General features: G+C 69.6%; 20 protein-coding genes. 9 read left to right on the top strand and 11 right to left on the bottom strand.

Annotated features, from left to right (window positions below; all coding sequences use genetic code 11):
* Positions 1–3: 3 nt before the first annotated feature.
* Positions 4–2,577, top strand: coding sequence for an alpha-glucan family phosphorylase (gene glgP / locus ALI144C_RS13040; protein ID WP_076987519.1), 2,574 nt, complete (start codon positions 4–6; stop codon positions 2,575–2,577).
* A gap of 3 nt (positions 2,578–2,580) precedes the next feature.
* On the opposite strand, the gene ALI144C_RS13035 is transcribed toward glgP, so the two are convergent.
* A complete protein-coding gene (locus tag ALI144C_RS13035) occupies positions 2,581–3,576 on the bottom strand; it encodes a tetratricopeptide repeat protein (protein WP_076987356.1) in 996 nt (331 codons plus the stop codon).
* Positions 3,577–3,700: 124 nt separating this feature from the next.
* On the opposite strand from ALI144C_RS13035, the gene ALI144C_RS13030 reads away from it, so the two are divergent.
* Positions 3,701–3,916 (top strand): hypothetical protein, encoded by a 216-nt coding sequence (locus ALI144C_RS13030; RefSeq protein ID WP_143230616.1) that lies wholly within the window; start codon positions 3,701–3,703, stop codon positions 3,914–3,916.
* Between the two features lie 2 nt (positions 3,917–3,918).
* Here the strand turns inward: ALI144C_RS13030 and ALI144C_RS13025 are convergent, their stop codons facing one another.
* The 5 genes from ALI144C_RS13025 to glgX all read right to left on the bottom strand — a co-directional run bounded on the left by ALI144C_RS13025 (position 3,919) and on the right by glgX (position 8,009).
* Positions 3,919–4,353: a type II toxin-antitoxin system VapC family toxin gene (locus ALI144C_RS13025; protein ID WP_076987354.1), complete on the bottom strand. Its 435-nt coding sequence runs from the start codon at positions 4,351–4,353 to the stop codon at positions 3,919–3,921.
* Positions 4,335–4,664, bottom strand: a complete 330-nt coding sequence (locus tag ALI144C_RS13020; protein WP_193441184.1) for a hypothetical protein — start codon at positions 4,662–4,664, stop codon at positions 4,335–4,337. Before ALI144C_RS13020 ends, ALI144C_RS13025 begins: the two co-directional genes overlap by 19 nt.
* Positions 4,665–4,708: 44 nt before the next feature.
* Positions 4,709–5,101, bottom strand: coding sequence for a rhodanese-like domain-containing protein (locus tag ALI144C_RS13015; RefSeq protein WP_076987353.1), 393 nt, complete (start codon positions 5,099–5,101; stop codon positions 4,709–4,711).
* Positions 5,098–5,667 carry a cysteine dioxygenase gene (locus tag ALI144C_RS13010; protein ID WP_076987352.1) on the bottom strand — a complete coding sequence of 190 codons (570 nt, stop codon included), beginning with the start codon at positions 5,665–5,667 and terminating at the stop codon, positions 5,098–5,100. Before ALI144C_RS13010 ends, ALI144C_RS13015 begins: the two co-directional genes overlap by 4 nt.
* 221 nt (positions 5,668–5,888) lie before the next feature.
* Positions 5,889–8,009, bottom strand: coding sequence for a glycogen debranching protein GlgX (glgX, locus tag ALI144C_RS13005; RefSeq protein ID WP_076987351.1), 2,121 nt, complete (start codon positions 8,007–8,009; stop codon positions 5,889–5,891).
* 246 nt (positions 8,010–8,255) lie between these two features.
* On the opposite strand from glgX, the gene ALI144C_RS13000 reads away from it, so the two are divergent.
* The 4 genes from ALI144C_RS13000 to ALI144C_RS12985 are packed head-to-tail and all read left to right on the top strand — an operon-like array spanning position 8,256 to position 11,983.
* On the top strand, positions 8,256–9,068 hold the full coding sequence (locus tag ALI144C_RS13000) for an ABC transporter ATP-binding protein (RefSeq protein ID WP_076987350.1): 813 nt from the start codon (positions 8,256–8,258) through the stop codon (positions 9,066–9,068).
* 28 nt (positions 9,069–9,096) lie between these two features.
* Positions 9,097–9,876 (top strand): enoyl-CoA hydratase/isomerase family protein, encoded by a 780-nt coding sequence (locus tag ALI144C_RS12995; RefSeq protein WP_076987349.1) that lies wholly within the window; start codon positions 9,097–9,099, stop codon positions 9,874–9,876.
* Complete coding sequence (locus tag ALI144C_RS12990; protein WP_076987348.1) at positions 9,866–10,819, top strand: class I SAM-dependent methyltransferase; 954 nt, start codon at positions 9,866–9,868, stop codon at positions 10,817–10,819. Before ALI144C_RS12995 ends, ALI144C_RS12990 begins: the two co-directional genes overlap by 11 nt.
* Before the next feature lie 3 nt (positions 10,820–10,822).
* A complete protein-coding gene (locus ALI144C_RS12985) occupies positions 10,823–11,983 on the top strand; it encodes a THUMP-like domain-containing protein (protein WP_076987347.1) in 1,161 nt (386 codons plus the stop codon).
* 256 nt (positions 11,984–12,239) lie between these two features.
* On the opposite strand, the gene ALI144C_RS12980 is transcribed toward ALI144C_RS12985, so the two are convergent.
* Together ALI144C_RS12980 and ALI144C_RS12975 are read right to left on the bottom strand one after the other, a co-directional pair.
* Entirely contained in the window at positions 12,240–12,497 is a 258-nt protein-coding gene (locus ALI144C_RS12980) for a hypothetical protein (protein WP_076987346.1), read from the bottom strand.
* 79 nt (positions 12,498–12,576) lie between these two features.
* Positions 12,577–13,245, bottom strand: coding sequence for a Crp/Fnr family transcriptional regulator (locus ALI144C_RS12975; protein ID WP_168211235.1), 669 nt, complete (start codon positions 13,243–13,245; stop codon positions 12,577–12,579).
* A gap of 110 nt (positions 13,246–13,355) precedes the next feature.
* Here ALI144C_RS12975 and ALI144C_RS12970 point away from each other — a divergent pair, with 110 nt between their 5' ends.
* The 3 genes from ALI144C_RS12970 to ALI144C_RS12960 all read left to right on the top strand — a co-directional run bounded on the left by ALI144C_RS12970 (position 13,356) and on the right by ALI144C_RS12960 (position 17,647).
* Positions 13,356–14,327: an effector-associated domain 2-containing protein gene (locus ALI144C_RS12970; RefSeq protein WP_076987345.1), complete on the top strand. Its 972-nt coding sequence runs from the start codon at positions 13,356–13,358 to the stop codon at positions 14,325–14,327.
* Positions 14,328–14,373: 46 nt separating this feature from the next.
* Complete coding sequence (fxsT, locus tag ALI144C_RS12965) at positions 14,374–16,830, top strand: FxSxx-COOH system tetratricopeptide repeat protein (RefSeq protein ID WP_076987344.1); 2,457 nt, start codon at positions 14,374–14,376, stop codon at positions 16,828–16,830.
* A 61-nt stretch (positions 16,831–16,891) separates the two neighbouring features.
* On the top strand, positions 16,892–17,647 hold the full coding sequence (locus tag ALI144C_RS12960; RefSeq protein WP_076987343.1) for an acyltransferase: 756 nt from the start codon (positions 16,892–16,894) through the stop codon (positions 17,645–17,647).
* A 79-nt stretch (positions 17,648–17,726) separates the two neighbouring features.
* On the opposite strand, the gene ALI144C_RS12955 is transcribed toward ALI144C_RS12960, so the two are convergent.
* The 3 genes from ALI144C_RS12955 to ALI144C_RS12945 are packed head-to-tail and all read right to left on the bottom strand — an operon-like array spanning position 17,727 to position 21,317.
* Entirely contained in the window at positions 17,727–18,977 is a 1,251-nt protein-coding gene (locus ALI144C_RS12955) for a glycosyltransferase family 4 protein (RefSeq protein ID WP_076987342.1), read from the bottom strand.
* A gap of 37 nt (positions 18,978–19,014) precedes the next feature.
* Positions 19,015–20,532 (bottom strand): 1,4-alpha-glucan branching protein domain-containing protein, encoded by a 1,518-nt coding sequence (locus tag ALI144C_RS12950; protein WP_076987341.1) that lies wholly within the window; start codon positions 20,530–20,532, stop codon positions 19,015–19,017.
* Positions 20,529–21,317, bottom strand: coding sequence for a class I SAM-dependent methyltransferase (locus ALI144C_RS12945; protein ID WP_441297555.1), 789 nt, complete (start codon positions 21,315–21,317; stop codon positions 20,529–20,531). The genes ALI144C_RS12950 and ALI144C_RS12945 overlap by 4 nt, the downstream gene beginning before the upstream one ends.
* Positions 21,318–21,350: the final 33 nt, after the last annotated feature.

Below are 21,350 nucleotides of genomic sequence, written 5' to 3'. Positions count from 1 at the left end.
GGGGTGAAAGCTGTGCGTCGATTCGCCGTTCGTGCCGGTCTGCCGGAATCACTGGCCGACCTGGGCATCCTGGCCAACAACCTGCGCTGGACCTGGCATCCGCCCACCCAGGACCTCTTCGCAGCGGTCGACCCGAAAGCGTGGGAGGAGCTGGGTGGCGACCCGTTGCGGATGCTCGAGCAGACGCCTGCGGAGCGGCTGCGGCAGCTCGCCGCGGACGACGAGTTCATGATGCGCGTCCGCGCCATCTCCGACGACCTGCGGCGGTACATGACCAGCGACCGCTGGTACCAGCGCAGGCAGGAGGAGCTCACCCACCGCGCGGGCGGTGACCCGTCGGCCACCCGGCTGCCCAGGTCGATCGCGTACTTCTCGATGGAGTTCGGCGTCACCGAGGCACTGCCGAACTACTCCGGCGGCCTCGGCATCCTCGCCGGGGACCACATGAAAGCCGCGTCCGACATGGGCGTGCCGCTGATCGGCGTCGGCCTGCTCTACCGCTCCGGCTACTTCCGCCAGTCGCTGTCGGCCGAGGGCTGGCAGGTCGAGCACTACCCGGTGGTCGACCCGCGCGGCCTGCCGCTGGAGCCGCTGACCGAGCCGTCCGGCGTGCCGCTGCTCGTGCACGTCTCCATGCCCGGTGGACGCGTGCTGCGTGCGCGGATCTGGAAGGCCAACGTCGGACGCGTGCCGTTGCTGCTGCTCGACTCGGACGTCGACGAGAACGACGCCGACCTGCGTGGCGTCACCGACCGGCTGTACGGCGGCGACCAGGACCACCGCATCCGCCAGGAGATCCTCGCCGGGATCGGCGGCGTGCGCGCGGTCCGGACGTACTGCGAACTGACCGGGCACCCCCAGCCCGAGGTTTTTCACACCAACGAGGGACACGCGGGATTCCTCGGCCTTGAGCGCGTCCGCGAGCTGATGGCGGCCGAGGGGCTCGACTTCGACCAGGCGCTGTCGGCGGTCCGAGCGGGCACCGTGTTCACCACGCACACGCCGGTGCCCGCCGGGATCGACCGGTTCCCCGTCGACCTCGTCCGGCACTACTTCGGCGGTGGCAACTTGTTGCCAGGGCTGGACGTGCAACGCGTCCTCGCGCTGGGCGCCGAGGAGAACGTCGGCATGTTCAACATGGCGCACATGGGCCTGCGGCTCGCCCAGCGCGCCAACGGTGTCTCCAAACTGCACGGCGAGGTCAGCCGGTCGATGTTCGGCGGGCTGTGGCCGGGTTTCGACACGCACGAGGTGCCGATCAAGTCGGTGACCAACGGTGTGCACGGCCCGACGTGGGCCGCCCGCGAGATCTCCAAGCTGCTCGGCGAGTCCGAAGTGGACAGCGAGGTCGGGCTGACCGGGTTCCAGCCGGTCACCGACGCGCTGCTCTGGGAACTGCGCTGCGGGCTGCGGGAACGCCTCGTCCGCGAGGTCCGGCGGCGGGTGCGGGAGGCGTGGCTGCAGCGCGGCGCGTCCGCGTTGGAGCTGTCGTGGACCGAGTCGGTGTTCGACCCGGACGTGCTGACCGTCGGGTTCGCCCGGCGCGTGCCCACGTACAAGCGGCTCACCCTGATGCTGCGGGACCCCGCGCGGTTGAAGGCGCTGCTGCTCGACTCCGACCGGCCGGTGCAGCTGGTGGTCGCGGGCAAGTCGCACCCGGCCGACGACGGCGGCAAGGCGCTGATCCAGCAGATCGTCCGGTTCGCCGACGACCCGGACGTGCGGCACCGGATCGTGTTCCTGCCGGACTACGACATGTCGATGGCCCGGTACCTGTACTGGGGCTGTGACGTCTGGCTGAACAACCCGATGCGCCCGCTGGAGGCCTGCGGGACGTCCGGCATGAAGGCGGCGCTCAACGGCGGCCTCAACCTGTCCATCCGGGACGGCTGGTGGGACGAGCTGTACGACGGCCGCAACGGCTGGGCGATCCCGACCGCCGACGGCGTCACCGACCCGGTCCGCCGTGACGACCTCGAGGCGTCGGCGCTGTACGACCTGCTCGGCTCGCAGGTCGTGCCGACGTACTACGACCGCGGCGGGGACGGCGTGCCGGCCAAGTGGATGGAGCTGGTGCGGCACACGCTGGCGTCGCTGGGGCCGAAGGTCCAGGCGACGCGGATGGTCCGGGAGTACGTCGAGTCGTTCTACGCACCGGCGGCGACGTCCGCGGCGCAGGCGGCGGGCGACGGCTTCCGGCAGGCCAAGGACCTGGCGGCCTACCGGAGCCGGATCGACGCGGCGTGGCACCACGTCCGCGTGACCGACAGCGAGCTGACGCTGCCGGACGGCAAGGCCCCGGTGATCGGCGAGCGGGTCCAGGTGCGGTCGTCGGTCGAACTGGCCGGCCTGCAGTCGGCGGACGTGGAGGTCCAGGCGGTCGTCGGCCGCGTCGGCGACACGGATGACCTGGTCGACGTGGTCACGGTGCCGATGAAGCCGGACAGCGACGGCACGTACGTCGCGGAGTTGCCGTTGCCCCACGCGGGAGCGCTGGGCTACACCGTGCGGGTGCTGCCCAAGCACGAACTGCTGTCGTCCGCGGCGGAACTCGGCCGGGTGATCCTGGCCAACTAGGCGTCAGGCTTGGGCGAGGTCGAGGCGGCTGCGGGTCAACGCGACCCGCGGCCACCACGGCACCAGCCGCTCGGCCTTCGCCAGCGTCGCGCGGGCTTTCGAGTTGTCACCGGCCGCCATGTACGCACGCGCGAGCGTGGCGAGGTCGTCGGCGCGGCCCAGTGAGCCGTCGTTGTTCCTGCACGCCGTCCGCGCGAGCCGCACGGCCAGCTGCGGGTCCCCGGCGAGCAGCGCGATCAACGCGCGGACGCCGTCCAGCATGTAGCTCGGTTTGCCCAGCTCGACGGCCTCGTTGAGGGCACGGGCCGCGACCGGGAGGCCCTGATGGGCATCCAGCTGGCCCGCTTCGATCGCCGCGCCGGTGAGCCCCGCGACCGCCGCCATGGCGGCGGCCGCGTCCTGCCCCTCGGCCTCGGACATCCCGATCGCGAGCGCCAGCGCCTCGCCGTAGCGCCCGCGTGCCTCCAACACGAGGACCCGGGATGCCCGGATGGTCCTCGCTGTCGGGTTCGCCACGGTCAACTGGCTGACGAGCCGCTCGGCCGCGTCCAGCTCACCGGCTTGAACCAACTCGACCACCTGCGACACGCAGGGGGTGTCAACTTCTCGCCGCTCGACCAACGCCGCGCTGACCAACGCGGCGAGCCCGCCGAGCGCGAACACATAGTCGGTGAGCAGCGCGAACAGCGCGACAGTCACCGCCACGGCGCCGACGGACACCATCACCGCCCGCTTCTTGCGGGTCCCGACCTCGACCGAGATCGGCAATGGGAACGCCCGCAGGACCACCGTGCGCCTGGCCGACCGCCACTCCGCCAGCCGCGGCCCGACACCGGCGACCACGCTGTGCGCCCGCGTGCCGACGAGCAGGCCGAGTTGGCCGACCGCTGCGGTCACGACCATCCCGACCAGGGCAAACAGCACTCCGGCGATCGACTGCTCGATGGCGGCGACAGCCACCAAGATCGCCGGATACGTTCCGAAGCGAACAACCCGCACTCGACGGACGTTACGCACCCATCGGCCCGTTCCCCATGTCCACTGGGGTGTCCATCAGGGCAGCCGCTCCCGGCGATTCCCGATCCCGATCAACTCCGACCGCCCTTCCGGCGTCCTAGGGAGCATGACATCGAGGAGAGCAGTGCTCGTGACGGCCGCCGGGTTGGTCGCCGGGATGTTCACGGCCACCAGCGGCTGCGCCGCCGGGCACCAGCCCAAGCAGCCCCGCGAGCGGCAGAGCGCTCGACGCGAGCGGCAACGAGTCGTCCGGATGCGCAACCGGTGGGGCCGCAGGTGGGGCCGCCGGTGGCCGGTCAAGAACCGCACCGGCAAGTCCTGAAGTCACACGTGGACGACCGCAACCCGTTGACTCTTGGGCGTGTCCGGTTCGTCCAAAAGCCGACTCATGTCGTCGGGGTCGCTGGTGAGCACGACGACCGGACGCGCCGAGCTCAACGCGGTCGCGGCGACCACGGAGTCGATCGCACAGCGGTGGCCCGAAAGCCCGGTGGCGCCGAGAAGTTCCCCGGCCGCGCGGCCAAGTTCCGGGCTGACCGGCAGGGTGCGAACCCGTGACAGCGCCCGGTGTACCGCTGCGTCCCGGGGTTTACCGCGAAGCACTTCCGTCAACGTTATCGCGCTGACGACCACATGCGCTCGGCGTTCGCGTGCCACGTCAAGAAAGGCTCGCACCCGTGAGTCACCTTGGGCGAGTTTCGACAAACCCTCGCCGTCGAGAACGAGGGTGCCGCCCGCTGCTACTCCGCGTCCGGCCATGCTGCCCTCGCCTCGGCCAGATGCTCTTCGTCCACCGGGCCGTGTTCCACACGCAGTTCGGCAGCGAGTTCGTGGAGAAGGTCCTGCTCCAGTTGCAGCGCGACTGCCACCGCGATGTAGTGGCTGAACTCGCCCTTGCCGACTCGTTGCTGGATGGCTGCGGTGAGCCCTTCCGGCAGTGAGACGCTGACCTTGCGCGCTTTGCCCAGCGAAGAGAGCTTGTCCTCCTCACTCAGCAGCCTCAAGTACTCGGCGCGGGTCACGGCGGGGGCGTTCTCAGACGCCCCGGCATCCCACGAAAGAGCAGTCACACGGCAAATGCTACCACCGGTGGTAACCCCTCTGACCTGCACGATCAGGTGATCGGCGGCGTCCCGCCTTGTCGGGTGGGCAGTCCGGCCGCCTTCCAGCCGCGGAACCCGCCGACGAGGTCCGTGGCCCGAGCCAGGCCCACGGCCTGCAGGTCGCGGGCGGCGAGGCTGGAGGAGTACCCCTCGTTGCACACGACAACGGCACGCGTGTCGGCGTCGAAGCCGTCGATGCGGTGGTCACCGGTCGGGTCGAGCCGCCATTCCAGCACGATCCGCTCGATCACCACCGAGCCGGGGATCTCTCCCTCGGCGGCGCGGTTGTGCGCCGGGCGGATGTCCACGATCAGGGTTTCCGGGTCGTCCAGCAGGGCTGGGGACGGGTCGACGCGCTGGAGGCCCGCGCGTGCTCCGGCGAGGATGTCGTCGATCGTGCTCACGGTTCGACTGGTTCCTTTCGCAGGTCGGCCAGTGACCGGTGGGCGGGCAGCGGCGGGATCTCCGCGGGGATGTCGGCGAGGCTGGCGTACTCCCGGGTGGGCACGAGCGGCGGCGAGTACGCGTGCACGCTCGCCGCGGGCCCCTTGGACAGGTTCAGCACCTGGTGTGCTCGTCCGGCGCCGAACCCGATCGCCGAGCCGACGTCGTGCGACTGGCTGCGGATCGGCCCGCCCGGGTACCGGTAGAACTCGGCCAGTTCACCGGTCAGCACTGTGAACGATCCCGCCGCGCCACCGTGGTCATGGGGTTCAGTCTGCTGGCCGGGCAGCCACGACAGCAACCACAGTTCGACGCCCTCGGTCAACGCCAGCCGGGCCCACCAGCGCTGCTCCGGCGCGTACTCCAGGATGCCGAGCAGTGACGTCGTCAGCTCGGACGCCACCGTCGAGGTCAGGTCGCACAGCTCGCGGGGCGTCCACAAAGTCCGCTCCGGGTGCAGCAGGTCCGGCAGCAGCGGGTCGGTGATCTGTCCATGCAGCTCGACGTCGGTGACAGACGCGGTCATGGCGATTCTCCAGGCAACGAGTGTCGGGTGTGTGGGGGAAGCGACACGCGGCACGGAGAGAAAACGTCAGAGCGACCCGTACCGCGCGGCGGTACACCCGCACAAGTTGAGCTTCTGGAGGTCAACTGTGCGGTCGCGCCATGTGAGCAACGACCGGGCCATAAGCGCATGTTGCCATGCGTCGACGTCGACGGAAAAGTGCTCTCACCTGCTGGACGGACTCAGCGCCGAGCGCGCAGCAGTAGTAGTGAGCGCGCCGGGACGGTGATCGTCGCGCCGGGCTCCAGGGGCTGCGGCTCCACCGGTTTGCCGTCCGGCGAGCCGGTGTCCAGCACCGGTTCGAAGTCGTCGCCGTAACTCCCGGACGGCAGCGTGAAGTCCATCGCGTCGCCGCCCGCGTGCAGGATCAGCAGCCACGAGTCGTCCGACACCAGTTCACCGTCCCGGGTGCGGGACAGCGACTCCGAGCCGTCGATCCACATGCCCAACGAGCGGGCGCCGTCGTCGAACCAGTTCTCGTCCGACATCGGGTGTCCGTCCGGCCGGAACCAGACCAGGTCCGGCTCGCCGGAACGGGTCGGCCTGCCGTCGAAGAAGTGCGGCTGGCGCAGCGCGGGCGCGTTGACACGCAGGCTGATCGCGTGCCGGACGAAGGCGGTCATGTCCAGTTCGTCGTCGCCGCGTTCCCAACTGACCCAGGAGGTCTCGTTGTCCAGGCAGTACGCGTTGTTGTTGCCGCCCTGGGTGCGCCAGCGTTCGTCGCCCGCGACCAGCATCGGCGTCCCGGTGGACAGCAGCAGCGTCGCGACGAGGTTGCGGGCCTGGCGGGCACGCAACGCGCGGATCTCCTTGTCGTCGGTCTCGCCTTCGACACCGCAGTTCCACGAACGGTTGTCGTCCGTGCCGTCCCGGCCGTCCTCGCCGTTGGCTTCGTTGTGCTTGTCGTTGTACGACACCAGATCGCGCAACGTGAAGCCGTCGTGCGCCGTGATGAAGTTGATCGACGCCCACGGTCGCCTGCGGTTGAGCGCGTACAGGTCCGACGAGCCCGACAACCGGTACGCCAGGTCGCGCACGCCGACGGCGCCGCGCCAGAAGTCCCTGACGGTGTCGCGGTACCGGCCGTTCCACTCCGTCCACTGTGGACCAAATCCGCCGACGCGGTACCCCTCGCCGGTCGCGTCCCACGGTTCGGCGATCAGCTTGCACCGCGACAGCAACGGATCCGCCGCGATCGCGGTCAGCAGCGGCGAGTTCGGGTCGAACGCGCCGCCGTTCGGCCGTCCCAGCGCGCTGGTCAGGTCGAACCGGAAGCCGTCGACACCGAGTTCACCCGCGAAGTACCGCAGGGAGTCCGTGACCATCCGCACCACGGTCGGCGAACCGCCGTTGAGCGTGTTGCCGCAGCCTGTGATGTCCCGGTCGTAGCCGTCCGGGCCGAGCACGTAGTAAGCCGGGGCGTCCAGGCCGCGGAACGACAGCGACGGCCCGCCCGCCCCGCCCTCGCAGGTGTGGTTGTAGACGACGTCGAGGATGACCTCGATGCCCGCCGCGTGCAGCGCGGCGACCATGGTGCGGAACTCCTCGATCTCCCGGCCGGGTTCGCTCGCGTAACCGCTGTGCGGTGCGAAGAAACCGAGCGTCGAATAGCCCCAGTAGTTGCTGCGGCCGGTGTCCCGCAGGCCGGGTTCCGAGCTGATGGCGTGGACCGGCAGCAGTTCGACAGCGGTCACGCCCAGCCGTACGAGGTACTCGACGACAGCGGGATGCGCCAACCCGAGATAGGTGCCGCGCTGCTTCTCCGGGACCTCGGGATTCTGCTTGGTGAAACCGCGTACGTGCAGTTCGTAGGCGATCGTCTCCTCGAACGGCACCTCGGGCTTGCGGCCGGTGTCGGCGCCGCCGAGGGAGGTCACCACGGACAACGGCACAGCGCCGAGTGAATCGACCCGTGACGGGACGCCGTCCATGAGCTCGCCGACGTAGTCCAGCGTGTCGGAAATCCGCGTCACGTCACCGGTGATCCGCCGGGCGTACGGGTCCACCAGCAGCTTCGCCGGATTGCACCGGATCCCGCGGCCCGGGTCGTACGGCCCGTGCACGCGGTAGCCGTACCGCTGGCCGTGCATGACAGCGGGCACGATGCCGTGCCAGATCCCGAACGTGTGCTCGGCCAGTTCGACCCGGCGTTCGGTGCCGTCCTCGCTGATCAGGCAGACCTCGACCGCCTCGGCGACCGACGACGCCACGGCGAAGCGCACACCGCCGGACTCCGGGTGCGCCCCCAGCGGGAACGGTCGTCCGGCGAGCAGGCTCGGGAACTCACGTGGCGAAGTCGGCACGTACCCATCTTCGCAAGGATCACCGACAGGGATACCCGGTCGATCACCCACGCCAGCCGTTCGGAGCATCAAGTCAAGGGCGCGTAACGGTCGACGTAGGGGCATAACCGCAGGTCGCCGAAAACGGCCGCACTGTGCTGTCGGTCACCACACCCGTGCCGCTCACGGTGAATGTGCGCGATCCCCTGCCGTGATCGACCACCCCCGGTTGGGTGCCGGTCAAGGGGTTGACGACAGAATGAACGTGTGAGCGAGCAGAGCGTTCCGGAGAACATCGACGACCTTGTGGTGCACATGGCCGATGTCGGCGTGCGCCGGGGCGGCAGCAAGCTGCTCACCGGGATCAACTGGAGCGTGGAGCTCGACGAACGCTGGGTGATCCTCGGTGGCAACGGCGCGGGCAAGACGACCCTGCTGCGGATGGCCGCCGCCGAGACACACCCGTCCAGCGGCACGGTCCACGTGCTCGGCGAGCAGCTCGGCAGGGTCGACATGTTCGAGCTGCGGCCGCGGATCGGGTTCTGCTCCGCCGCGACGGCGAACCGGATCCCCCCGGACGAGAAGGTCATCGACGTCGTCGTCAGCGCGGGGTACGCCGTCATGGGGCGGTGGCGCGAGGAGTACGAGTCGCTCGACATCGGCCGCGCGCAGCAGCTGCTCGACGGCCTCGGCATCGGCCGGTTCGCCGACCGCGTGTTCGGCACATTGTCGGAGGGCGAGCGGAAGCGCACGATCATCGCCCGCGCCCTGATGACCGACCCCGAGTTGTTATTGCTGGACGAGCCCGCGGCCGGGCTGGACCTCGGCGGCCGGGAGGACCTGGTCGCCCGGCTCACCGAGCTGGCGCTCGACGCGGACGCGCCCGCGACCGTCCTGGTCACCCACCACGTCGAGGAGATCCCGCCGGGCTTCACGCACCTGATGCTGCTCTCGGCGGGCGACGTCGTCGCACAGGGACTGATCGACGACGTGCTGACCAGTGCGAACCTGTCGGCCACCTTCGGCCAGCGGTTGAAGCTCCAGCGCTCGGGCGGCCGCTTCTTCGCCCGGCGCGCCTGATGGGCCTACTGGGAGGTAACCTCCGAGCATGGGTGAGTTCGTCAAGCTCGAGGTAGCGGACGGGATCGGCACCATCCGGCTGGACCGGCCGCCGATGAACGCGTTGAACCGGCAGCTCCAGGCCGAGTTGCGGGAGGTGGCGATCGAGGCAGGTGAACGGCCGGACGTCAGCTCCGTGATCGTCTACGGCGGTCCGAAGGTGTTCGCGGCGGGCGCGGACGTCAAGGAGTTCGCCAAGATGGGGCATACGGACATCGCCGACTACGCCCCGGAGCTGTCCAGGACGCTGACCATCGTCGCGGAGCTGCCGAAGCCGACCGTCGCGGCGATCACCGGGTACGCGCTGGGCGGCGGCTACGAGCTCGCGCTGTGCTGCGACCGGCGGATCGCGGGCGACAACGTCAAAGTCGGCCAGCCGGAGATCCTGCTCGGCATCATCCCCGGCGCGGGCGGCACGCAGCGGCTCGCGCGGCTGATCGGTCCGAGCCGGACCAAGGACCTGGTGTACACCGGCCGGTTCGTCGAGGCCGAGGAAGCGCTCCGGATCGGCATGGTCGACGAGGTCGTCGCGCCGGACGACGTCTACACCGCCGCCGTGAAGTGGGCAGGCCAGTTCACCGGCGCCGCGAGCCGCGCGCTCGCCGCGGCGAAGGCCGCGATCGACGGCGGCCTCGACGGCGACCTGACCGCGGGTCTTCGCCTGGAGACGGCGTTGTTCACGGGACTGTTCTCCACCGAGGACCGGACTGCCGGGATGGAGTCCTTCATCGCCAACGGCCCAGGAAAGGCGACGTTCAGTGGCAAGTGACCCAGCGCCCAACCCGCACGCGACGGCCGAAGAGGTCGAGGCGGCCTGGCAGGACCCGAAGCTCGCGAACGTGCTCTACCACGACTGGGAAGCGGGCACGTACGACGAGAAGTGGTCGATCTCGTACGACGAACGCTGCATCGAGTACGCGACGGGCCGGTTCGAGTCCGTGGCGGGCAAGGACGGCTGGCCGTACGAGACAGCGCTGGAACTGGGGTGCGGCACGGGTTTCTTCCTGCTCAACCTGATGCAGGGCGGCGTGATCAAGAAGGGCTCGGTCACCGACCTGTCGCCGGGAATGGTGCAGGTGGCGCTGAACAACGCCAGGAACCTCGGCCTGGACGTGGACGGCCGTGTCGCCGACGCGGAGCGGATCCCGTACGACGACGACAGCTTCGACCTGGTCGTCGGGCACGCGGTACTGCACCACATCCCGGACCTGCCGACGGCGTTCCGCGAGGTGCTGCGCGTGCTCAAGCCGGGCGGCCGGTTCGTGTTCGCCGGTGAGCCGACGAAGATCGGCAACACCTACGCCCGCAAACTCGGCCAGCTCACCTGGTGGCTGACCACGAACGTCACGAAGCTGCCCGCGCTGAACTCGTGGCGCAGGCCGCAGGAGGAACTGGACGAGTCCTCCCGGGCCGCGGCGCTGGAAGCGGTCGTGGACCTGCACACCTTCGACCCGACCGAGTTGGAGCAGCTGGTGCGGGACGCGGGCGGCGCGAACGTCAAGGCGAAGACCGAGGAGCTGGCCGCGGCCCTGTTCGGCTGGCCGGTGCGGACCTTCGAGGCCGCTGTGCCGCAGGAGAAGCTGACCTTCGGCTGGCGGATGTTCGCCTACCGGGCCTGGCAGCGCCTGTCCTGGGTCGACGAGAACATCCTGCGCGGGATCGCGCCGCGCGAGCTGTTCTACAACGTGATGATCACCGGCACCAAGCCGTGACCCGTGGGATACGGCTTCACCGTCGATGACGTCGCCTACCTGCGGTCGGACGCGGGTGTCGCGGCGCTGGCGGAGATCGACACCCTGGCGTTGACGTCGGCGAGCCACCTCGCCGACGTCGCCGCGGCACGCCGAACGGCAGGCGAGAAGGCCGCCATGCTGGTGGAAACCGTGCTGCTGCGCCGAAAAGCCCAGTCCAAAGTAGAAGATCCGGTGGACTGGCTGTTCACCGACGACGCGCTGCAACAGGCAACGCCATGGCAGGTGGCCAGGCACAGGGCGCACCGCTTCGAAGGGCGTGCGGTGCACGACGTCACGTGTTCCATCGGCACGGAACTGGAACACCTCACGCCGGTCGCGGACGTGGCGGTCGGATCAGACCTGGACCTCGTCAGGCTGGCGATGGCACGGCACAACACCGGTGCGCACGTCGTCCAAGCGGACGCCCTGCGCCCGGTCACCCGGGACGCGGTCATCCTCGCCGACCCGGCCAGGCGGGACTCGTCGGGCAGAAGGCGTTGGCGTCCAGCGGATTTCACCCCACCGCTGAACGAACTGGCCGAGGTCTACCGGACGCGGGACATGGCGGTGAAGTGCGCGCCGGGGATCGACCCGCAGGACGTCCCGTGGGCGGGGGAGATCGAGCTGGTGTCGTTGGACGGGCAGGTGAAGGAAGCCTGTCTGTGGACCGGATCCCTTGCCACGCAAGGCGTGACCCGCCGCGCGACGGTCATCAAGTCCACTATGGAGTCGTGGACGGTCACGGACGCGGAACCGGCGGACTGCCCGGTGACGGCGCCGGCGGAGTGGATCGTCGACCCGGACGGCGCGGTGGTCCGCGCGGGCCTCGTCCAGCACTACGCGGCACGGCACGGTCTGGCCCAACTGGACCCCCGGATCGCCTACCTGACGGGGGACACCCCGCCGCCCGGGATCCGCGCGTTCAGGGTGCTGGAACACGGCCGCTACAACGAGAAATCGCTCCGCGGGCTGCTGGCGGACCGAGGCGTCGGCCGACTGGAAATCCTGGTGCGGGGCGTGGACGTCGACCCGAACACCCTGCGCCCCCGCCTGAAACTCAAGGGAAACCAGGAGGCGACGGTGGTGCTGACCAGAATCGGGACCACCCCGACAGCTTTGCTGTGCCAGGCGGAGCGCACCTAGTGGTCACGTCCGCGATCGCGCGTCCAGCGATATCGCGCCGGGAACCGGTGGTCTGCCTCGTCGGCGGGGCGGTGTCAGCCCCGCGCCCCGCCGACGAGACGCAGATGGTCACTCGCCCCCGACGCGAGTGACCTGAATGGCGGTAGAACTGCCGGTGAGCCCACCGCTACCTTGCCTGCTCGCTCACTGATGACCGGGGGTAGCGGGACCGTCGGCCCCCCTCGGGTCGACGGTCCTGCTCTTCACCACGGGCGCGTCACCGCGCTGGTTCGGGTACTCCTTCGGCCGAGTTGCGGCCGAGCCGCCACGCCCACCGCCAACCGTCGACCACGGCCACCGCCGATCCGCCGACCGCCAACAGGAAAGCGAGCCCGGCGGCGCCTTCGATGGTCGCGGTGCTCAGCACCACCGTGATCGCCCAGATCTGCATGGCCGTGAACGGGATCGCGATGCACGCGGCGAAGAATCCGCGGCGCCACCGGCCTGGGTCCGGAGCTGGAAGAAACGGGTCCATTGCGCCCCCTCCTCGGGTCTCGTAGTGAAATGAAACCCGGAATGGCGCGGATTCTCTGTGTCAGCTGACACAGAGGGGCTCAACGGGCCATTCTGCGCAGTTCCGCCAGCTTGTGCACGCGGATCCAGCTGCGCCCGGTGCTGATGATGCCCTTGTCACGCAGGACGCGCAGCGCCCTGGCGTACGACTCGCGTGATGTGGCCGCGCTGTCCGCGAGTTGCTGTTGGGTCATCCCAGCTTTGATTTCGATCGGATTGCCGTCGCCCTTGTCGTGTTCCACCGCCATCTGGGCGAGTTGGGTGTACACGCGCTGGCTCGCGCTGCCGCCGCCGTATTCGGCGTGGCGACCGGTCGTCCCGCCGAATCGCGCGTACTGCACGCCGAGCAGGGTCCACGTCAGTTTCGCCCGTGTTTGACACAGATGGGTGAACCTGTTGCTGGGCACGGTGATCGCTTCGACCTTGTCGAGCGCGCGCAGGGTGGCCGTGCGTGGCAGTCCGTGCAACGCCGCCACCTCGCCGAGGATGTCGCCGGCGGTGCGCAGCGCGACCACCAGCTCACGGCCGTCCTCGGTGTAGTAGATCACCTGGACGTGCCCGGAGATCAGGATGAACGCGTGCTTGGACTGGTCGCCCTCGTGGCACAGGTACTCACCGGGAGCGTACTGGCGCCGAGCGGAGATCTGCTCGAGCGCGTGGCGTTCCGCGATCGCCAGGCTCCCCCAGAAGCTGTCCGGGCTTGGGTCCACCAGTTCAGGTTGCCAAGCCGACGAGGCGGAACACAACAATTCTCACCTGGTTGCCAGCTATGGTTGACCCACCACCGGCTTGGGACGGCGATTATGGGGAGTGATCCGTCGTGACCACACAACACCGGGCGATCGTCGCTGTCGACGTCGCGTCCTTCACCGACCCGATGCGCACCATGATCCACCTGCGGGCGGTGCACGAGGGCCTGTACGACATGCTCAGAGCGGCCTTCGACGAGGCCGGGATCCTGTGGAAGGCGCTCTACCACGAGGACCGCGGCGACGGCGCGATGATCCTCATCCCCGCAGACTTCCCCAAGGTCTGGCTGGTCGACCAGTGGCACACCAGGCTGCTGTCGGCGCTGCGCCGGTACAATTCGGTGCACGCGGCCGAAGCCCGCGTGCAGTTGCGGGTCGCGTTACACCACGGCGAGGTCTACGCGGACTCCGAGGGAGTCGTCAGCCACGCGGTGAACCTGACGTTCCGGCTGCTGGACGCCGGTCAGGCCAAGTCGGCGCTCGCCGACAGCGGCGGGCTGCTCGCGCTGATCGCGTCGGACGAGTTCTACCGCGACGTGATCGAACAGGATCCCGCCGCGGATCCGGCTTCCTACCAGCGGATCGCCGTGTCGGTGAAGCAGACGCACACGGTGGCGTGGCTGCGGTTGCCGGACGTCGCCCACTCGCCCGCGTCCCAGGCGTCGATGGCCCACGCCCCGGTGGCCCAGGTGCCGGTGGCCCGGGCGTCGATGTCCCGGGCATCGATGGCGGGGCACGAACAGCCGCGCGCACGGGTGATGCCGCTGTCGGAGATCGTGGACGCCTTGCTGGAACTGCCCTTCGTCCGCGACGCCGCCGGGCGGACGATGTTGATCGACATGCTGCCGCGGCACATCGCCAACGCCGTGCCGTACCACGCGGCCACCAGGCTGCACGTCTTCGCGCTCGTGCGGACCTGCCTGCTGTACGAGCAGGGATTGTTCGACTTGATCGAGGCAGTGCGCCAACTGGACGGCGACTCCGGGGGAGTACGCCGATTGGAGGGTATCGAGCGGCTGCTGTTGTCGGATTCGGTCGACTGAGCTATTCCCAATTCGGGCGTGCTGGACAGGACACGGAGGTGAGACCGTGTGGCCGTTGGCTGGTTTGGGACGGCGGCGTGATGTCTGGCACTCGGTGGTGGAAACCCTCGAACAGGTGCAGATCCTGCGCGACCCGGTCGGCCGGGGCCTGTGCCTCGACCTGGTCGGGCAGTACCTCGGCCTGCCCTTGCAGGTCAGGCATTTCCCATCGACCCGCCAGCACATCTACAGCATCCTGCTCGCATGCGACCAGCACCCGGGCGCGTTGTCGACGTTCCTGCGCGTTCTGAGCGAGCTGGAACCGAGATCACGGGCGGTCTCGTGGGCGCGGCAGATGCTCAGTGGTGACGTGCCGCGCCAGCGCGGTGCCGTGCGGACCGAGCAGCCGGTGGTGTGGGGTGACGTGCCGCCGCGAGCCGCCGGGTTCACCGCGCCAGGGCACCTGCTGGCGGCGGTGGAGGATCATCCGCTTGCCGTGCTGACGGGTGCGGGCCGGTCCGAGCTGGCCGCGGAGTACGCCCACCGGCGGGCCGCCGAGCACGAGGTGGTGTGGTGGATCCCGTCGGCGCACCCGGCGCTGATCCGGATCGCGCTGGTCAAACTGGCGGTCCGGCTGAAACTGCCGGTCGGTCCCAGCGCGCGGGCGGCTGTTCCCGCAGTCCTCGACGCGCTGCGCGTGCGGGGCAGCCTGTTGATCTTCGACAACGCCTGCCGGGTGGACGACGTCCGGCCGTTCCTGCCTGCCGGGCCGGGGCAGGTCCTCGTCACCGCGCGAACTCCGGCGCGTGACGCCGTCGACGTGCCGTGGCCACGAAGACAACCGGACCCCGAACAGATCACGGACCTGGTCAGGATCTGTGCCTTCTTCGCCGACGGGCCCATCTCGCGCGGCGTGTTCGCGGGTGCGCCGGACCTGCCGTCCCTGCCGGGCTTCGCGGCGACGGTGTTGCGCGACCCGGTGCTGCTCGGCCGGGCGATCCGCCAGCTCACCTCGACCGGACTGGCCGAAGTCGACCACCGCACCGACACCTTCCGGTTGACGTACCGCCCGGAACCCGCCGAAGAGCTGCGCCTGGACGCCCAGCTGGTGCTGGCGAGCGCGGACCCCGGCAACCCGTGCGAAGCCGGCAACTGGTCCAGGTACGCGGATCTGCTGCCGCACGTGCTCGCCAGCGACGCGATCGCCTCCGCGGACCCGAGGATCCGGCGTCTCGCGATCAACACCGTCGCGTTCCTGGCCACCTGGGGCGATCCCGCGGACGCGCGGGCGCTCGCGGCCGGCCTGGTGGAGCGTTGGCGGGAAACCACGAGGGACGCGTTGGTCGCGTCGCGGTGGCTGGCGAGGACGACGCGTCTGGCCGGTCAGCCGGAAGAAGCCGCGAGGATCGGCGAGTTCACCGTGGTGCGTGCCCGTGAGCACCTCGGCGCCGACGACGAGGACACGATCCTGTCGATCCGGTCACTGGCCGAAGACCTTTGTGCCGCAGGGCAGTTCGAGGCCGCGTTGGCGTGGGCGAAGGACGCCTACCAACGCACACGCGGCAAGTTCGGCGAGGACGACCCGGATACCCTCGACGCGGCGGGAACGTACACCGCTGCGCTGCGCCTGTCCGGTTGTCTCGAAGCGGCGCGTGAGCTCGACGAGCGGACAGCTCGCCGTAAAGTCGTTGTCCTGGGCGAGAACCACGGCGCCACACTGTGCTCTTTGAACAGTCTCGCGCTCGACCTGATCGCGTGCGGCGGCTGGCTCGAGGCCTGCCAGGTCCAGGAGGACGTGGTCCTGCGCTCGCGGGAACACGGCGGCGTCCGGCACCCGATGACGTTGCACGCCACCAAGACCCTCGCCAGCGCGCGGCGGCTGGCCGGTGACGCCGCGAACGCGCTGCCGCTCGGCCAGGTCGCGTTGGACGGACTGACCGGACGCTACGGCGAGGACGGTCCGGAGGCCATCGCCGCGGCCATGAACGTCGCGGTGACCCTGCGCGCGCTCGGCCGCCTCGAGGAAGCCCGCAGGCTGGGCCTGCACGCCCACCAGTTGGGACAGCGGACGTGGGGCCAGTACCACCCGTTCACACTCGCCGCGGCGACGAACCTGGCCGTGACGCTGCACGTCCTCGGCGAGTTGTCCACCGCGCGCGGCCTGAACGAGAAGGCGATGAACCGGATGCGCGCGGCACTCGGCGACGACCACCCGTTCAGCCTGGTGTGCGCGGCCAACCTGGCCAACGACCTGGCCAGGGCGGGGCAATACGCGGCGGCCCGCGACCTCGGCCGGGACACCCTGGAACGGTCGCAGCGCGTCCTGCCTGACGACCACCCGCACATCGACGCCGTCGCCACGAACCTCGCGCTGCACCTGCGTGGCCTCGGCCAGTTGGACGAGTCCGCCGAGTTGCAGCGCAGCAGCGTGACGAGCCTGCGCAGGAGCCTGGGCGCGGCCCACCCGGCGACGAAGGCCGCGGCCGAGAACCTCCGGATCTTCTGCACAGTGGATGTCATCTGAGAGTGACTTCGGCGACAGGGCTGTGCGGTGAGCGCCGGTATGGTCATCTACGTTGTCAGGCATGACTTCGATGTGGGGTTCGCCGTTGGCCGCGCGGGCACGCGGCTGGTGGCGCGTGCGACGCGACCCGCAGCAGGCCAGATTCCTCACCGTGGACTCGCTGCGCTGGGTGGTGCGCAACCGGGCCTACACGCCCTGGTACCTGGTCCGCTACTACCGGCTGCTGAAGTTCCGGCTGCTCAACCCGCACATCATCCTGCGCGGCATGGTGTTCCTCGGCAAGAACGTGGAGATCCACTGCCGCCCGGGCTACGGCCGGATGGAGATCGGCCGCTGGGTGCACATCGGCGACGGCAACGCCATCCGCTGCCACGAGGGCTCCCTGCGGATCGGCGACAAGGCCGTGTTCGGCCGCGCCAACGTGGTCAACTGCTACCTCGACATCGAGTTCGGTGACGCGTCGCTGGTCGCCGACTGGGTGTACATCTGCGACTTCGACCACGTCGTCGACGACATCCACATGCCCATCAAGGACCAGGGGATCGTGAAGTCCCCGGTCCGGATCGGCCCGGACACGTGGATCGGTACGAAGGTGTCCGTGCTGAAGGGCACCAGGATCGGCCGTGGCTGCGTGCTGGGCGCGCATTCGGTGGTCCGCGGCCAGATCCCGGACTACGCGATCGCGGTGGGCACCCCGGCGAAGGTCGTGCGCGACCGGCTCGCGGACTACGAGGCCAAGGCCGAGCGCCGCGCGGCGATCGCGGACATGGACCGCAAGGCCCGCGAAGCCGTCCAGAAAATCCTCGACGACGCCTAACCCCCCAGTTTTTTGGCAACCAATGTGGCCTTCGTTGCGAAGAACGCTACGAAGGCCACATTGGTTGCCAAGACGAGCGTCAGATGAACGCGTTGCCGGTGGCGATCTTCGGGCGGCCGAGGGGCTCGTGGTTCGCCACCCGCGCGCGGCGGTAGACGTCGATGGTGGCGGCCGCGATCGTGGCCCAGTCGAAGTCGCTCGTGAGCCGTGCCTTGGCCGCACGAGTCCGGCGTTTGGCGGCTGCCGGGTCGTCCAGCACGGCCCGCACCGACGCCGTGATGCCCTCCACGTCGCCGGGGGCGAACGACAGCCCGGTTTCGCCGTGCACCACGACCTCGCCCAGTCCACCCGCTGTGGAGGCGACGAGAGGCGCACCGGCAGCCGCCGCTTCCAGGGCGACGATCCCGAACGGCTCGTAGCGGCTGGGCAGGACAACCACGTCAGCGGCGGCAAGGGCGGCGGCGAGCTGACGGTCCGACAGGTGTCCAACGAAATCGACAGAGCGCAGCACACGCGCCTTGCGCGCGTCCTTCACGAGCTCAGCCGCGTGACGGCCCTTCCCGGCGACGACGAGTCGTGTGCCGGGGTGTGAACGACGGATCCGGGGCAACGCGGCGACCAGGTCCTGGACGCCCTTCTCCCACTCCAGACGCCCGAAGAACAGCAGCATCGGGCCGCCGCCGGGGCTGTACTGCTCGTGCGTGGCGCGCACGGTCGCCGTGGGCACGCGCCACGGCCGTGGCTCGATCCCGTTGTGGATCACGGTGATGTCCGCCGGGTCGACCTCGAACAGGTGCGCCACCTCGGCGCGCATCGCCGCGGAACACGTCACCAGCGCGTCGGCCCGGTTGGCCAGCCACCATTCCACCGAATGGACCTGCTGGTTCAGGGGTTGGGACAGCCAGCCGCTGTGCCGCCCGGCCTCGGTGGCGTGGATCGTGGCCACCAGTGGCTTGCCGGTTTCCTCGGCCAGCGCCACGGCCGGGTGCGTCACCAGCCAGTCGTGCGCGTGGATGACGTCCGGTCGCCAGTCCTTGAGCAGGGCGAGGCCCGCACGGACCATGGCGTGCCCCATCGCGAGCGTCCACGCCACCAGGTCGCGCTCGAACACCAGGTGCGGCGGGTCCTCGGCGACCCGGATCACCCGAACACCCTCGACCACCTCGTCGGACGTCGGGTGCGTGGTCACGTCGGTGCCCGCCTGTTCGCGGCACAGCACGACGACGTCGTGTCCCGCGTCGGACATGTGCTTGGCCAGCGCGTACACGTGTCTGCCCAGTCCGCCGACCACCACCGGCGGGTACTCCCAAGACAACATCAACACGCGCATAAGGGCTTGATCCTCGCATCTCCTGCGGTGGAGCCGACTACGGGTATGCCAAACATCCGCTTGGTAGTTTACGGGCATCCAGATGGCCGAACAGGAAATCCTCAGCCGCGAGCTCGCCCGCTCGGGCAAGCGCGCGGTCCGCGTGTCCCAACCGGAGCAGTTCCGCCAGCTCACCGAACCGTTCGGTGTGCACCTTGGCACGGCGCCGGGCGTAGTCCGCCGCGGAGTCCTTGGTCACCATGAACGCCCAGTCGCTCGACAACGCCAGCAAGGCCTCCCTGACCAGCTGGTCGGCCGCGAGGTCCCGTGCCGTCGTGGTGAAGGTGTCCATCACGGACAGCAAGTCGCGCTGCAGGTCCGCACCCGCCGACACCAGGTCGGCGACCTGCTCGCCGTCCCAGACCCGCCAGTCCTTGCCGGATCCCCACGACGACGCGGGCAGGTCCACCCGCGGGCCGAGGTGACCGGCGTCCAACGCGCCCTTCAACGTCGTCACCCGGACACCGGCCTCGGGCAGCTTGCGCAGGACCGCCTCCAGCCACGCCGGGCCCTCGTGCCACCAGTGTCCGAAAAGCTCGGTGTCGTACGCGGCGACGACAAGGGAACGCTCCGGCAGTCCGCGCAACCGCCGGACCACTGTGTCCACGAAGTCGTCCGCATGCTTTTCAACGGCCACAGCCGCGCGCCGCGGGTCGTAAGGGGCCTTGTCCCACGGCTCGATGTGCTTTCCCGTCACCCGTGACGGTTTGAGCCCGGACGGGTGGTCGTACGTGTGGAAGTCGCGGTAGTCCGCGTGGCCGGGATACCCGGCTTTCGGCGACCAGACCCGGTACGTGACTTCGAGATCGCGTCCGAAGCAGACGACGTCGGAGTCGCCGACCGTGCGCGCCGCCGCGGTGTCACCGCGCAGGGACGGGCCGTCGACCAGGAACCGCTGGACGCCCGCGGCGGCGTAGGTCGACTCCATGCCTGGTGCGTAACCGCATTCGGGCGCCCAGATGCCTTCCGGCTGCCGCCCGGTCCTGATCCGCGTGTCGGTCAGGCCGAGCCGCAGGGCGTAGTCCCGGATCCTCGGGTCGAGCAGGGGCTGGAACGGATGCGTGGCCGGGCCGCCGAGCAGTTCGATCGTGCCAGCGTCGACGAACCGCCGCAGCACCGGCGAAAAGCCGTGCCGCCATTGGGTTTCGAACGCGGTCAGCGCCTGTTCCGACGCGCGGTGCTCGCTCGCGGCCAGGTCCTTGAGCAGCGGGTCGTCCTGGCGCCAGCGGACAGCGGCGTACCGCGCCCGCAACTGCCAGTTGCCCAGCCAGTCATGGAAACCACGCAGGCAGTACGGGTCATCGAGTTGGGCAGCGAGCACCGGCGTCACACCGAGCGTGAGCACGTCCTCTTCGCCCTTGTCGGCGAACCGTTGCAGCAACTCGAAAACGGGCATGTAAGAGTGCGCCCACGCCTGGTAGAGCCATTCCTCGCCGACCGGCCATGAACCGTGGTTGGCCAGCCACGGCAGGTGGCTGTGCAGGACGAGGCAGAACGTTCCGATCGGCTCACTCAAGGCTTGATCGCCACCCCGACCAGATCGAGGCTGGCGTCCACATCGGACTCGACGATCTCGAAGTCCGCGCTGGTGACCGCTTCGACGCTCGCCAGCAGATCCGCGGGCCACGGCCCGCCGGACACGGCGACGTCCATCTGCGCCTGGATGATCGACCCGAACCGGGCGTCGGCGTCGAGCAACGCGGGACCGTGCCGCAGCCCGGCCATGACCTCGACCCGGAAACCGGCGCCGACCAGCAGTTCGGTCAACTCGGCGCCGCTGAGTTCACGAGTGTGGAACGGGTTGAGCGGTGTGTCCCGGCCAGGGGAGAACGTGATCCGGTTGGGCGTCGTGACCAGCAGCCTGCCACCGGGCCTGAGCACCCGCAGGCATTCGGCCAGGAACCGCTCCTGCTCCCACAGGTGCTCGATGACCTGGAGGTTCGCCACCACGTCGATGGACGCGTCGGCGAACGGCAGCATCACGAGGTTGCCACGCAGCATGCGCACCTGCGGGTACTTGCGGGCCACGTGCAGCGTGGTCAGCACGTCGTAGTCGAGCCCGATCACCGCACGAGCGTCCCGGGCGAGCAGATCCGCGCCGTAACCTTCGCCACACCCGGCCTCGAGAACGACCGCGTCCCGGCAGTACGGCGCCAGCATGAGGTACGCCGCCTCGTGACGCCGGAACCAGTAATTTTCCTCCGGGATGCCGGGCACGGTCCGCTCCCCGGTCAGCGGCAGCCCGGCAGAGCCGGACAGGTCGGGGCCGGAGAAATCAGGGGCAGCAGGATCAGCCGTCACCCCGGCAGGCTACCGGTCAGTAAGCAGTCAGGC

The organism is Actinosynnema sp. ALI-1.44 (assembly GCF_001984155.1).
In the GTDB taxonomy this organism is placed as follows: Bacteria; Actinomycetota; Actinomycetes; order Mycobacteriales; family Pseudonocardiaceae; genus Kibdelosporangium.
This window is presented reverse-complemented; position numbering and strand designations above follow the sequence as displayed.

Excerpts from the sequence above, each read along its gene's own strand:
- ALI144C_RS12955 (WP_076987342.1), bottom strand. The coding sequence starts at position 18,977 with ATGCGCGTGTTGATGTTGTCTTGGGAGTACCCGCCGGTGGTGGTCGGC.
- ALI144C_RS12980 (WP_076987346.1), bottom strand. The coding sequence starts at position 12,497 with ATGGACCCGTTTCTTCCAGCTCCGGACCCAGGCCGGTGGCGCCGCGGA.
- ALI144C_RS12995 (WP_076987349.1), top strand. The coding sequence starts at position 9,097 with ATGGGTGAGTTCGTCAAGCTCGAGGTAGCGGACGGGATCGGCACCATC.
- ALI144C_RS12960 (WP_076987343.1), top strand. The coding sequence starts at position 16,892 with ATGACTTCGATGTGGGGTTCGCCGTTGGCCGCGCGGGCACGCGGCTGG.
- ALI144C_RS13030 (WP_143230616.1), top strand. The coding sequence starts at position 3,701 with ATGACATCGAGGAGAGCAGTGCTCGTGACGGCCGCCGGGTTGGTCGCC.
- ALI144C_RS13025 (WP_076987354.1), bottom strand. The coding sequence starts at position 4,353 with ATGGCCGGACGCGGAGTAGCAGCGGGCGGCACCCTCGTTCTCGACGGC.
- ALI144C_RS13010 (WP_076987352.1), bottom strand. The coding sequence starts at position 5,667 with ATGACCGCGTCTGTCACCGACGTCGAGCTGCATGGACAGATCACCGAC.